Below are 12,053 nucleotides of genomic sequence, written 5' to 3' on the forward strand. Positions count from 1 at the left end.
AACTGCTCTTTCATTGCATTGAAACATAGAAAAATCATGTTATCATAGCCTCATAACGTCACTCCGTCTTATATAAGGGGGCTAAATAGATGGGAGCTGGCATCTCCAATGTGCGCGCCATTCGGCGTGCTGTATATTCTTGTGTTTCGATTTGGGCGCTGGCCTTGGCCATGCCCGCACTGGCCGAAGAGGGCGTGGGTCTGCCGGAGTATGCCTCCGACATGCAACCCGCTGCCGCCACGACATCCTTCATGCCTGCCGATGCCGGCCTGCCGGTCACTGCGATCGCCACGTCATCGGCAGGCATGTTCGACCTGGCGGATCTTTCGCCCGCCGCCGCCTCCGTCCCTGACATGGCTGCGATCGCCGGTCCTCCCGAAAATACGGAAGATACGCCGACGGCCGTCGACCCGTCACGCTACCGCTCGCTCGGCAGCCGCATCGGCGCCGCCAAATGGGAAACGCTGGGATTGTTCGCCTATATCACGGCTACCCAGGCTTATTGGACCGACGACGTCACCTCCTTCCACACCAAGGATGAGGGCTGGTTCGGGCGGAACACCAATAATCTGGGCATCGACAAGCTCACCCACGCCTTTAACGCCTATCTGTTCGCCGAATTTATAGGCGCGCGCATCGGGCGCAAAACGGGCGATCGGGCGGCGGCCGCCCTGCCCGCGGCGATCATTTCCACTGGCCTGCAATTTTACGGCGAATTGTGGGACGGGCATAAGACCGACAGCGGCTTTTCCTATCAGGACGTGCTCTTCAACACCGCTGGCGCGGCTTTCTCCGTGTTGCGGCACACGGTGCCGGGGCTGGAGGAAAAGCTGGATTTCCGCCTGATGATGATGCCCAATTCGAATGTCTACAGCTTCAAGGGCAAGCGCCATTATGAGCAGCAGCATTTCCTGCTGTCGCTGGAACTGGCGGGTTTCCAGAAACTCAAGACCAGCCCGCTGCGCTTCGTGGAGTTGCAGGTCGGCTATCGCGGCAAGGATTTTTCCAATGCCGACCGGGCCGCCGGGGTCATACCCAAGCGCGATATCTTCTTCGGCGTGGCGCTGAACATCAAGGAACTGTTCTTCAAGAACAGCCGGTCGCGAGTGGGCCGCGCCATCGGCAGCAGTCTCAATTATTTCCAGATTCCCTATACCGGAGTGTATGATTATTATTGACGGTGAAGCCGGTCCCTCGACGGGGACCGGCATCGTTACAATCCCCCTTTAACGTTCGTGAAATCGCCCTATGCTCCGGCGCAGCAAGGGAGATTCACACATATGCGCCACGCGCTCACGGCCATTCTGGCCGCCGTCAGCTTTTCGTCCATCGCCGTCGCCCAGACCGACTTCGTCACGCCCCCCGCTCCGCCGCCGCAGAGCGAGATCGGCGCGACGGTGGCCAAGGATATGGACGGGCTGATGACGCTCTACCGCGACCTGCACGCCAATCCGGAACTGTCGCTGCAGGAAGTGAACACCGCCGCCAAGCTCGCCAAGCGGCTGAAGGCGCTGAAGTTCGACGTGACCGAGAAGGTCGGCGGCACCGGCGTCGTCGCGGTGATGAAGAACGGCACCGGCCCTGTGCTGCTGATCCGCGCCGACATGGACGGCCTGCCGGTGATCGAGCAGACCGGTCTCGACTTCGCGTCGAAGGTCCGCACCAAGACGCCTGAAGGCGTCGAAACCGGCGTGATGCACGCCTGCGGCCATGACACCCACATGACCGCCTTCATCGAGACGGCGAAACTGCTCGCCGGACGCAAGGATCAGTGGAAAGGCACGCTGGTCATGATCCTCCAGCCCGCCGAGGAAGTGGGCAAGGGCGCGCGCGACATGCTGGAGGACGGCCTCTACACCCGCTTCCCCCGCCCGACCCACGCCATCGCCTTCCACGACGCCGCCAATCTGGAGGCCGGGGTCATCGGCTATACGCCGGGCTATGCGCTCGCCAATGTCGACAGCATCGACATATTGGTGAAGGGCGTGGGCGGCCATGGCGCCTATCCGCAGACGACGAAGGACCCGATCGTGCTGGGCGCGCGCATCGTCACCACACTCCAGACCCTGGTCAGCCGCGAGCAGGAGCCGCAGGACCCCGCCGTCGTCACCGTCGGCAGCTTTCAGGGCGGCGCCAAGCATAATATCATCCCCGACCAGGCGAAGCTGCTTCTGACCGTCCGCAGCTATTCCGACGAAACGCGCGCCCGGCTGATCGAGGGGATCAAGCGCATTTCACGTGGCGAAGCGATCGCGGCGGGCGTGCCGGACGACAAGATGCCGGTGGTGACGGTGCAGGATGAATTCACCCCCTCCACCTATAATCCCCCGGAGTTCGCCGAGCAGATGGCGGGCCTGCTGAAAACGCATTTCCCGGCGGGCCGCGTGGTCAAGACCCCGGCAGTGATGGGCGGCGAGGATTTCGGCCGCTTCTATCGCGCGGACAAGTCGATCCACAGCTTCATCTTCTGGGTCGGCGGCGTGCCGGCGGACAAGATGGCGCAGGCGCAGGCCGGACAACTCACCCTCCCCTCGCTCCACAGCCCCTTCTGGGCGCCACAGGCCGACCAGGTGATCGCGACGGCCAGTGAGGCGATGACCGTGCTAGCGCTGGATATATTGAAGAAGGATTGAGGACGCGCCACTGCATCAAATCGTTATAGCGAGCAGAGCGAAGCCATCCATCAAGACAAGCATGGATTGCTTCGCTCTGCTCGCTATGCCGGAATCGGCAGCTTTACGCGCCGAAGCCGCCGTCGATCGTGTGCATGGCGCCGGTGATGATGCCCGCTTCCGGCCCTGCCAGATAGGCGGCAAGCCCGGCGATCTCCTCACCCGTCGCGTGGCGCTTGATCGCCATGAAGCCGTGCATCATGCCCGCCATCGGGCCATCGGCGGGGTTCATGTCCGTGTCGGTCGGGCCGGGCTGGATGATGTTGACGGTGATGCCGCGCGCGCCGAAATCACGCGCCAAACCACGGGCCATGCCCTGCAGCGCCGATTTGGTGAGGGCATAGGCCGCCCCGCCCTCAAACGGCATACGGTCGCCATTGACCGATCCGATCACGATGATCCGGCCGCCGTCGCGCATCTGCCGCGCAGCCTCGACCGCAGCGTGATAGGGCGCACGGATATTGATGTCGATCATCCGATCGATCGCATCGGGATCGAGCGTCAACGGATCGCCCAGCAGTGCGGCTCCGGCATTGACGATCAGGATGTCGAGCGGTCCCTGCGCCGCAACCACATCCACCACCGCCTGCCTGTCGGCTGCGTCGGAGCGGAGCGGCGTGGCGCCGGTATCGCTGGCCAGCGCCTGGGCGGCGTCGTGCGACCCGGCATAGGTGAAGGAAAGCTGCGCGCCGTCGGCAGCGAGGCGGCGGACGATGGCAGCGCCGATGCCACGGCTGCCGCCCAAAACAAGGGCTTTCTTGGAGGTAAAGTCGGTCATATCGCACTCCTTGAGATATTTGTAACGATCGCTATATAAAATGACGAAAGAGGCGTTCAAGGAATTTCATAGTGGTCGATAAAGAAAATTTGAAAGGCCGCGGCCGCCCTCGCGCATTCGATCGGGAAGAGGCGCTCGATCGCGCGCAGGCATTATTCCATGCGCAGGGCTATGAGGGCGTCGGCGTCGCCGCACTGGCCGAGGCGATGGGCATCAATCCGCCCAGCCTCTATGCCGCCTTCGGCAACAAGGCGGAATTGTTCGACGAGGTGCTGGGCCGCTATGCGCGCGCCGGGTTGCCAGTCGACGCTTTGCTGGCACCGGGCGCCGAACCGGCGGCAGCGCTGACCGCCTTGCTGCACGAAGCCGCACGCATCTATGCCGCCGATCCGCAGGCGCCGGGATGCCTGGTGCTGGAAGGCGCGCGCGGCACCGATCCGCAGGCCGCGACCCACGCCTGCCACTGGAAGAAGATGAGTGCGGAGCGCGTGCGCGACTTCCTGCGCCCGACCCATCCCCGGCAGGCAGAAGTCGTCACCGACTATATGACGGCGATCATGTCGGGCATGTCCGCCGACGCACGCGGAGGCAAAAGCGCCGACCAGCTGGTCGCGGTCGCCGACATGGCTGGCCTGGCGATCGAAGCGATGCTGGCAGGGGACTGATTTTCTTTATTGGGGCCGATGCCCCTTGCGCCATTTGGTCCAGAGGTGCCGGGCCAGCATGTGCGGCGGCATACGCAGCCAGTGTGAACGGATATAAAAGGCGAAGACCAGCGGCTTGCGCGTCTCCTGCCCCCAGCCATTGCGGGCGAGCAGCCGGGCGCGGATCAGGCGATCCCACAGGGTCAGCCGCGCGCCCTCCCCATAAAGCGATGCGGCGAGCCGCCGCGCCTGACGAACATGCGGCAGCAAGCCATGATGCGCCGCGCGCACCTCCAGCACCACCGGATCGGCATCAGGCAGCAGGCAATATATATCCCACAGGTTGCGCAAGCCGCCCTGGAGATCGCCGTCTGCCAGCATATGCGCCGCCGCATGGACGATCCGGTCTTCAGCCGAAAGCATATATAATCCATCGGTTATCTCGACGGCATCGGCGATCATCGCGGCCGCGTCGGGCGTCTGGCGCGCGGTCAGCGGCAGTACTGTATGATGCACGTCGATCATCCGGTCGCGCGTCCGATGGATCATCGGCGGCAGTTCATGCATCCACTGGCGATAATAGGCGTCGTCATAGGGATCAGGCTTCACCCATTCCCAGCCCGCCGTCATCAGGGCTTTCTCCACCATCGGCATCGCGGCGCGCGGCACCAGAATGTCGAGGTCGCCGATGAAGCGCCCCTGCCCCGCGCGCAGCTCCGCAGCGGCATAGGCCGTCCCCTTGAGCAGGATGGTCCGCACACCGGTGCCTCGCAGCGCCTCGACGCAGCGATCCGCTTCCCAGAGCGCCTGCCGCGCCTCCCGCATCGTGTCGAGCCGGGCATCGGCCAGGATCGGCGCGACGGACGGCGGCACCATGATGCCCTTCAGCCGATGGGCGAGGGTGCCGATCAACCGCTCGGCGCGGGCGACAGCGATCAGGCCGTTCCAGCTTTCCGCGCTCAACCTCGCAACCGACGCGGGATCGCGCAGCGCGCGGACCAGCAGCGCCGCGCTCATGCCAGTTCTTCCCACAGCCGCTCGACCATTTCGAACGCCGCCTCACCCGAAGGGAAGTCGATCGCCCGTGCCGGCACCGCCTGCACGAAGCGCGCGAGCGCGGCAAACCCCGGCTCCCCCAGCGCGACATAGTTGGTCGAGGCCTGGGTCAGCCGCATGAAGATTTCGCCCTGCCCCACCGCCCGCACATCGGCATCATGGCCGAAGCGCGGGAAGAGCAGCAGGCGCGGCATCGCCCCGTCGTCCATGCGGGCGACGGCATCGCCACGCGGGATCATGTGGCGGATATCGCCCTTGGCCGTATCGCGCAGCAGCGGTCCCATGCGGACGTCGCCGACCTCAGCCGCCACCACATCGATCGCCTTGTTCTTGAGCGAGACGAGGCGCGGGAAAGGCAGGATCGCCCCGCTATCCAGATCCAGCAGCGCGAATTCGTCGCCCATCAGCCGCCAGCCACGTTCTCCCAGTAACGCGGCCAGCGTTGACTTGCCCGACCCGGACTCGCCGGTCATCACCAATACGCGCCCGTCCTTCTCGACGCTCGACGCATGAAGCAGCAAATGCCGCCGCCAGCCGAGCGCCATCTGCAAATTCATCCCCATTTCCGCCGCCAGAAGGCCATGGGCGAGGCTCATCGGCGCGGCGTCGGCCAGGCCATGGTCGCCGGTGATGAAGATGGAGGGCCGCACCCAGCGACGCGCAAGACTGGTCGGCTGGAGCCGGACGGTGAAGTCGGCGATCGTCCCGCTCGCCTGCGGATAGGCGGCATAGAGCCGTGCAAGCTGGTCAACCGGCGCGGCCCAGGACGATCCGATGCGGAAAGTCGCCGGACCGATGCGCAGGGTCAGTTCATGCTTCATGCCGGGCGTACCAGGCCAAGCGCCACCAGCGCATCGAGATGCGCCGCGATTTCGGGCAACGCCGCCTCGCGCGGGCCAAGGTCGTAGGCATGGGCCAGCCGGTCATGCACATCCGCGACGCTGACGCGCTGGCCATCGATCAGATGATCGAGGATTTCGGGCACCGGGCTGATGACCATATGGGTCTGGCCCGAATGCGGATGATAGAGCAGCACCAGATCGTCGAGCACGCAGACGCGCACCGCGTCACGCCCATCCAGACGATAATAGCCCGTTCCTTCCACCACCGCACTCCTGCTGCTCATCCCCCTCTTAGCGCGGGAGAGTAGCCAAGTGCCTAACGCCTCAGCGAAAAGCGGGCGATGGCAGCGGCCAGCGTTCCGGTTGCCGCACGAGCGATGCGAAGGCGCGCAGATAGGCGTCGAGCGCGGTCGTAACGCCATGGTCGCGCACCGCCGATTCCAGCAGGGCGGGCGATGCGGGACAGACAAGCGCCCGCTCGATGGCGCAGGCGAAGGCCGTAACGTCACCTACCGGCACGACCGGATGCTGACCCGCGGCCGCCAATAGGGGACGAATATTGGGCGTGCTGTCGGTCGCGACGACACCCGCGCCGCAGGCCAGCGCCTCGATCAGCGTCGCGCACAGCCCTTCCCAGCGCGACGGCTGGAGCAGCAGGTCCGTTTCGCCCATCAACGCCGCGATCCGATCGGGATCGCCGACATAGCCCACAAAATCGATCCGGTCGGCGATGCCAAGGTCGTGCGCCTGCCGCTGCAACGCCGCGAGCAACGGCCCCTGCCCCGCGATCGTCAACCGCCAGTCGAGATGCGGCAGCCGCGCCAGCGCGGCAAGCGCCGTCGCCTGATCCTTCTGCGGCGCAAGGCGACCGACCATCAGCAGGCGGAAAGGCGCGCCCGGATCGCGCGGACAGCGCGCGGCGCCTATATGCGCCATGACCGGCGTCACCGTGGGACGGGGCAAGAGGCGGACATCGCCCCGTCCTTTGGTGACGCCGGTCAGCAAGGCGCGGTCATGCTCGCCCATCACGATCGTGAGGGCGCTGAGCCGGGTGATCGCGCGAAAGCGCCTGAGCCGCGCCCAGGCATTCAGACCATGCGCGGCCGGACGGACGATCGGATTGGAGATGCGTGCAACCGATCGCGTGCGGGTGCCGAGGCAGGCGAGCGCGGCCAGCATGTTGCTCTGGTTGCCCGCCGAATAGAGAATGTCCGGGCGATGCCGGCGGACCATGGCGGCAAGCGCCGGGAATTGCCCGATCATGGCAAGCCGCCGCTGTCCGCGCGGCGCGGGCACACGCCGGACGGTCAGGCCGGGATCGATCAGATGCGCATTGGCCCCTTCCCTGCGCGCCATCCACAATTCGACCGCGACACCCCGACGCAGGAGGTGGTTGGCCAGCAGGATGGCGACGCGATCCAGCCCCCCGTCACCTGGCTGATACAGATAGACCGCTATGGAAAGACCAGGCGTCGAAGGCCCGAAATAAAGATACATGCTACCACGTCCGCCGCTGAAACAACCCCTGTCAGGTTCGACGGCATCAACACGGACAAGCCGTATCCGGTTCTAATCGTTGCGCTGGCGGTTCGGAGAAATGGTCGCGGAAAAAGGCCGGATCAGCGCGGCATCTGCAAAGAAGCGTAGCAGGTGAAGCCGCTCGTCCCCTGCTGCAGGCGACGGATATAGTTCAGATAGGCCTGGTTCTGATCGTAGCTGGTGCCCGGCAGTGGACGCCCCCGGATCGCCTGCTTCACCTGTTCGCCGGTGAAGCTGCGTCCGGTGCCGGGGAAAGCGCCGGGCGTGCCGGCAGGTACGACCTGACCATTGGGCGCGATATAATTGCCCGCCCGTCCCTGGTCCGGCACCGATATGGTGCAATTGAGCACCGAAGCGGCCGTATTGGCAAGCGCGGGGCGGATGGAAACGATCGCCGACGCGGCGACCGCGCCGCCCATCAGCAACTGACGACGCGAGGCAAGCGCCTGGTCCGCCGGACCTTCCGACGCCAGCGCGTGCTGTGGCGTGATGCCATCCTTGTCAGGCGTCGCTTCGCTCATCTTTTCCCGTTTCGCATCTCGCGCTTGCCAAAGCGTAAAGATTGCACGCTATTGCAGCAAGACATCGCAGCAAATGCGCGACAAATCCAGCACGGTAACTATGAATCGACTGAGCATTTCGCAAATCACCGCCTCCCTCGCCATGCTGTTGCTGGGCACGGGCGGCGCCCTGATGCTGGGCGCGCATCCGATCAGTATCGCCCTGCCGGTGGTGGCGGGCATCCTCGTGCTCCTCATCGCATCGGCGGACACCGGCGTTCGACCCGCTGCCTCGACTGTGATGCTGGACCAGCCCGACCTGATCGCCCATCCCGATTTCGCCAGCCTGCTGGAGGGAATTTCCGATCCGCTGATGCTGGTGGAGAAAGGCCGGATCGTGCGCGCCAACCGTGCCGCCCAACGCCTGCTGGGCGCGCATATCGAGGGGGAGGATGCGCGCATCGCCATCCGCCACCCGGCCGCCGCCGAACGGCTGGCCAGCATGGCCCCGCTCGCCGAACCGATCATGATCGAACTGGTGGGGCTGGGCACGCGCGACCAGCGCTGGCAGATGCGGGTTGCACCCGTTGGGGCGGTGAAGGACATGCGCCGGCTGGTCCATCTGGTCGACCATAGCGGCACCCATGCGGCCGAACGGATGCGCGTGGATTTCGTCGCCAATGCCAGCCACGAACTGCGCACGCCGCTGGCGGGCATATTGGGCTTTATCGAGACGCTGGCCGACCCGGAAATGGGCAAGGATGTCGAAACGCGCCAGCGCTTCCTCAAGATCATGGACGGCGAAGCCCGCCGGATGCAGCGGCTGATCGACGATCTCATCTCGCTGTCGCGAATCGAGGCGGAAAAATATCGCGTACCCGACGCCGTGGTCGACCTGTCCGAACTGGCGGCGGAAGTCGTCGGCGTCTTCCGCGCCAGCCATGGCGAACGCGGGCGCGAAGTGGAGATGGAGATAGCGCCAAAGCTGCCCGTGGTGCAGGGCGATCGCGCCCAATTGTCGCAACTGCTCCACAACCTCATCGGCAATTCGGTCAAATATGGCCGCCCCGGCACGCCGATTCGCGTCACGCTGAACGAAGGACCGAGCAACATGACCCGGCTGATCGTCGCCGACGAAGGCGAAGGCATCGGCCCCGATCACCTCCCCCGCCTGACCGAGCGCTTCTACCGTGTGGATTCGGGGCGCAGCCGGGCGATGGGCGGCACGGGCCTGGGCCTCGCCATCGTCAAGCATATCGTGGAGCGGCATCGCGGCCGATTCGACATCGCCAGCACCGTGGGCAAAGGGACGACCATCACCGTGCTGCTGCCTCCGCCGGTCGAAGAAAACCAAGGAAAAATCGACGAGAAAAGGCGTCCTTCGGCACTTTCGGACACGGTGTCATGAAAATGAAACCTGATTGTCACAAAGGCGCGATGGTCCGCGATTAGGGGCGTCTCCATTAGGGGGCGGCGATATCCGAATCGCGGCCATGATGATGGAGGTTCCCGTGAAGAAGTTCGCCCTGCTCGCTGCCACGACCGTGAGTGTCCTCACCCTTGCCGCCTGCGGCGATCAGAACGGTGGCGCCGGCGCCACCCGCGACCAGATCCGCGCGGTCGGCTCCTCCACCGTCTATCCCTTCGCCACTGCGGTCGCCGAACTGTTCGTTCAGGGCAATCCCGGCATGAAATCGCCGATCGTCGAATCGACCGGCACCGGCGGCGGCATGAAGCTGTTCTGCGCGGGCGTGGGCGCACAGCATCCTGACATCGCCGACGCCTCGCGCCGGATGAAGAAGGCCGAGTTCGACCAGTGCGCCGCCAATGGCGTCAAGGACATCGTGGAAATCCAGATCGGCGTCGATGGCCTCGCCTTCGCCGAATCGAAAAAAGGCCCCGGCCTCAAGCTGACCCCCAAGATCGTCTATGAGGCGCTGGCCGCCAATCCCTATGGCAAGGGTCCGAACAAGACCCAGACCTGGAAGGATGTCGACCCCAGCCTGCCCGCCATTCCCATCTCCGTCTTCGGTCCGCCCTCGACCAGCGGCACCCGTGACTCGCTCGCCGAACTGATCCTCGAAAAGGGCTGCCAGACCGACGAGGCGATGAAGGCGCTCAAGGAGAAGAATGAGGACGAATATAAGGCGACCTGCACCCGCATCCGCGAGGACGGCAAATATGTCGATTCGGGCGAGAACGACAATCTGATCGTCCAGAAGCTGGGCGCGAACCCCAATGCCGTCGGCATCTTCGGCTACAGCTTCCTTGAGGAAAACAAGGACACACTGAACGACATTTCGATCAACGGCGTCGAGGCGACCTACGAAACCGTATCGACCGGCCAATATCCGGGCGCGCGCCCGCTCTACATCTATGTGAAGAAGGCGCACATGACGGCCATCCCCGGTCTTCAGGGCTTCCTCAACACCTTCGCCGCCAACTGGAACCCCGACGGCGCGCTGACCAAGCGCGGCATGGTCGCGGCGCCGGAAGATGTGCGCAAGAAGAGCGCTGAAACGGTCAAGGCGCTGACCACGCTCGACGGTTCGCAGTTCAAGTAAGCGAAGGCCAATGACCGGACCCGCTATCCTCCTGCTGCTCGCGGGCCTGGGCGCCATCGCCTGGGTCAGCGCCCGCGCCCGCGCGCTGCGGTTACAGACCGCGGCGCGGGTCACCGGGCGGCGTGACGCCGTCCACAGCCTGCCTGGCTATCATGGCTGGTATGTCGCGCTGTGGACGCTCATTCCCGCCGGTATCTTCCTGGCCGTCTGGGCCAATGTGTCACCGGGCCTGGTGACGCAGGCCGTGCTGGCCGACCCGGCGGCGCAGAGCCTGCCCGCCGACGTCTTTTCCCGCTCCGCCATATTGGGCGAGGCGCGGGCGATCGCGTCGGGATTGCAGGCCGGCGCCTTCAACCCGGCCAGCCAGGCGCTGGTCGAGCCTTATCGCGAAGCGCTCAACATCTATGGCGTGGCCGGCGCGGCGTTGGCGCTGATCCTGGCCTTTGCCGGCGGCGCCTACGCCTTCACCCGCATCCGGCCCGACTTCCGGGCGCGCACGCGGGTCGAGCGGCTGGTGATGGCGACCCTGCTGGTCGCCTCGCTGCTGGCGATCGTCACCACGCTGGGCATCGTCGCTTCCCTGCTGTGGGAAAGTTTCCGCTTCTTCTCGATGGTGAACCCGCTCGATTTCCTCTTCGGCACCAAATGGTCGCCGCAATCGGCCGCCATGGGCTATGGCAATAAGGATGCGTTCGGCGCAGTGCCGCTCTTCTGGGGCACCATCTTCATCGGCGCGATCATCGCCATGATCGTCGCCATTCCGCTGGGCCTGATGAGCGCGGTCTATCTGACCCAATATGCGACGCCGACCGTGCGCAAGTGGATGAAGCCGATCCTGGAGGTGCTGGCCGGTGTTCCAACCGTCGTCTACGGCTATTTCGCTGCGCTGACCGTCGCCCCGGCGCTCCGCGATCTCGCCGTTTCGGTGGGCATCCATGGCGCCTCGTCCGAAAGCGCGCTGGCCGCCGGTCTGGTGATGGGCGTGATGATCATCCCCTTCGTCTCCTCCATGGCCGACGACAGCATCGCCGCCGTGCCGCAGTCGATGCGCGACGGCAGCCTGGCGATGGGTGCGACCACCAGCGAGACGATCACCCGCGTCCTCATCCCCGCCGCCCTGCCCGGCGTGGTCGGCGGCGTCCTGCTGGCCGTCAGCCGCGCCATCGGCGAAACGATGATCGTGGTGATGGCTGCCGGCCTTGCCGCCAACCTGACCGCCAATCCCTTCGCCAGCGTGACCACCGTGACGACCCAGATCGTCCAGTTGCTGACCGGCGACCAGGAATTCGACAGTGCCAAGACGCTGGCCGCCTTCGCACTCGGCCTGGTGCTGTTCATCGTTACTCTGCTGCTCAACATCGTGGCCCTGCGGGTCGTGAAGAAATATCGCGAGGCTTACGAATGAGCCGGAATATCAAAAATCCGTTCGCCCTGAGCCTGTCGAAGGGCACGCCTGAG

Annotated in this window: 12 protein-coding genes; 6 read left to right on the forward strand and 6 right to left on the reverse strand. The window is 65.0% G+C overall.

Going from position 1 to position 12,053, the window contains the following annotated elements; translation table 11 throughout:
- Positions 1-170 precede the first annotated feature (170 nt).
- Together MOK15_RS08675 and MOK15_RS08680 are read left to right on the forward strand one after the other, a co-directional pair.
- Entirely contained in the window at positions 171-1,178 is a 1,008-nt protein-coding gene (locus tag MOK15_RS08675) for a DUF2279 domain-containing protein (RefSeq protein WP_242931241.1), read from the forward strand.
- A 102-nt stretch (positions 1,179-1,280) separates the two neighbouring features.
- Positions 1,281-2,633, forward strand: a complete 1,353-nt coding sequence (locus MOK15_RS08680; RefSeq protein ID WP_242931242.1) for an amidohydrolase — start codon at positions 1,281-1,283, stop codon at positions 2,631-2,633.
- 103 nt (positions 2,634-2,736) lie between these two features.
- Here MOK15_RS08680 and bdcA read toward each other — a convergent pair whose 3' ends face one another.
- Complete coding sequence (gene bdcA / locus MOK15_RS08685; protein ID WP_242931243.1) at positions 2,737-3,450, reverse strand: SDR family oxidoreductase; 714 nt, start codon at positions 3,448-3,450, stop codon at positions 2,737-2,739.
- 71 nt (positions 3,451-3,521) lie between these two features.
- Here bdcA and MOK15_RS08690 point away from each other — a divergent pair, with 71 nt between their 5' ends.
- The gene (locus MOK15_RS08690) at positions 3,522-4,115 is read left to right on the forward strand and encodes a TetR/AcrR family transcriptional regulator (RefSeq protein ID WP_242931244.1); all 594 of its coding nucleotides are present in this window, start codon (positions 3,522-3,524) and stop codon (positions 4,113-4,115) included.
- A 6-nt stretch (positions 4,116-4,121) separates the two neighbouring features.
- On the opposite strand, the gene MOK15_RS08695 is transcribed toward MOK15_RS08690, so the two are convergent.
- The 5 genes from MOK15_RS08695 to MOK15_RS08715 all read right to left on the reverse strand — a co-directional run bounded on the left by MOK15_RS08695 (position 4,122) and on the right by MOK15_RS08715 (position 7,950).
- The gene (locus tag MOK15_RS08695; protein ID WP_242931245.1) at positions 4,122-5,111 is read right to left on the reverse strand and encodes a nucleotidyltransferase family protein; all 990 of its coding nucleotides are present in this window, start codon (positions 5,109-5,111) and stop codon (positions 4,122-4,124) included.
- Positions 5,108-5,971 carry an HprK-related kinase A gene (locus MOK15_RS08700; RefSeq protein ID WP_242931246.1) on the reverse strand — a complete coding sequence of 288 codons (864 nt, stop codon included), beginning with the start codon at positions 5,969-5,971 and terminating at the stop codon, positions 5,108-5,110. The genes MOK15_RS08695 and MOK15_RS08700 overlap by 4 nt, the downstream gene beginning before the upstream one ends.
- Positions 5,968-6,276, reverse strand: a complete 309-nt coding sequence (locus MOK15_RS08705) for an HPr-rel-A system PqqD family peptide chaperone (protein ID WP_242931247.1) — start codon at positions 6,274-6,276, stop codon at positions 5,968-5,970. The genes MOK15_RS08700 and MOK15_RS08705 overlap by 4 nt, the downstream gene beginning before the upstream one ends.
- Before the next feature lie 40 nt (positions 6,277-6,316).
- Positions 6,317-7,489 (reverse strand): glycosyltransferase, encoded by a 1,173-nt coding sequence (locus MOK15_RS08710; protein ID WP_242931248.1) that lies wholly within the window; start codon positions 7,487-7,489, stop codon positions 6,317-6,319.
- 122 nt (positions 7,490-7,611) lie between these two features.
- The gene (locus MOK15_RS08715) at positions 7,612-7,950 is read right to left on the reverse strand and encodes a hypothetical protein (protein WP_242932693.1); all 339 of its coding nucleotides are present in this window, start codon (positions 7,948-7,950) and stop codon (positions 7,612-7,614) included.
- A 202-nt stretch (positions 7,951-8,152) separates the two neighbouring features.
- Here MOK15_RS08715 and MOK15_RS08720 point away from each other — a divergent pair, with 202 nt between their 5' ends.
- From MOK15_RS08720 to pstC, 3 genes are all read left to right on the forward strand, one after another.
- Positions 8,153-9,439, forward strand: a complete 1,287-nt coding sequence (locus MOK15_RS08720; RefSeq protein ID WP_242931249.1) for an ATP-binding protein — start codon at positions 8,153-8,155, stop codon at positions 9,437-9,439.
- Between the two features lie 103 nt (positions 9,440-9,542).
- Positions 9,543-10,595: a substrate-binding domain-containing protein gene (locus tag MOK15_RS08725; protein WP_242931250.1), complete on the forward strand. Its 1,053-nt coding sequence runs from the start codon at positions 9,543-9,545 to the stop codon at positions 10,593-10,595.
- Positions 10,596-10,605: 10 nt separating this feature from the next.
- The gene (pstC, locus tag MOK15_RS08730; protein WP_242931251.1) at positions 10,606-12,000 is read left to right on the forward strand and encodes a phosphate ABC transporter permease subunit PstC; all 1,395 of its coding nucleotides are present in this window, start codon (positions 10,606-10,608) and stop codon (positions 11,998-12,000) included.
- Positions 12,001-12,053: the final 53 nt, after the last annotated feature.

The sequence above is a fragment of the Sphingobium sp. BYY-5 genome (genome assembly GCF_022758885.1).
Taxonomy (GTDB): Bacteria; Pseudomonadota; Alphaproteobacteria; order Sphingomonadales; family Sphingomonadaceae; genus Sphingobium.

Excerpts from the sequence above, each read along its gene's own strand:
- MOK15_RS08675 (WP_242931241.1), top strand. The coding sequence starts at position 171 with ATGCCCGCACTGGCCGAAGAGGGCGTGGGTCTGCCGGAGTATGCCTCC.
- MOK15_RS08680 (WP_242931242.1), top strand. The coding sequence starts at position 1,281 with ATGCGCCACGCGCTCACGGCCATTCTGGCCGCCGTCAGCTTTTCGTCC.
- bdcA (WP_242931243.1), bottom strand. The coding sequence starts at position 3,450 with ATGACCGACTTTACCTCCAAGAAAGCCCTTGTTTTGGGCGGCAGCCGT.
- MOK15_RS08695 (WP_242931245.1), bottom strand. The coding sequence starts at position 5,111 with ATGAGCGCGGCGCTGCTGGTCCGCGCGCTGCGCGATCCCGCGTCGGTT.
- MOK15_RS08700 (WP_242931246.1), bottom strand. The coding sequence starts at position 5,971 with ATGAAGCATGAACTGACCCTGCGCATCGGTCCGGCGACTTTCCGCATC.
- MOK15_RS08705 (WP_242931247.1), bottom strand. The coding sequence starts at position 6,276 with ATGAGCAGCAGGAGTGCGGTGGTGGAAGGAACGGGCTATTATCGTCTG.
- MOK15_RS08710 (WP_242931248.1), bottom strand. The coding sequence starts at position 7,489 with ATGTATCTTTATTTCGGGCCTTCGACGCCTGGTCTTTCCATAGCGGTC.
- MOK15_RS08715 (WP_242932693.1), bottom strand. The coding sequence starts at position 7,950 with ATGGGCGGCGCGGTCGCCGCGTCGGCGATCGTTTCCATCCGCCCCGCG.
- MOK15_RS08720 (WP_242931249.1), top strand. The coding sequence starts at position 8,153 with ATGAATCGACTGAGCATTTCGCAAATCACCGCCTCCCTCGCCATGCTG.
- pstC (WP_242931251.1), top strand. The coding sequence starts at position 10,606 with ATGACCGGACCCGCTATCCTCCTGCTGCTCGCGGGCCTGGGCGCCATC.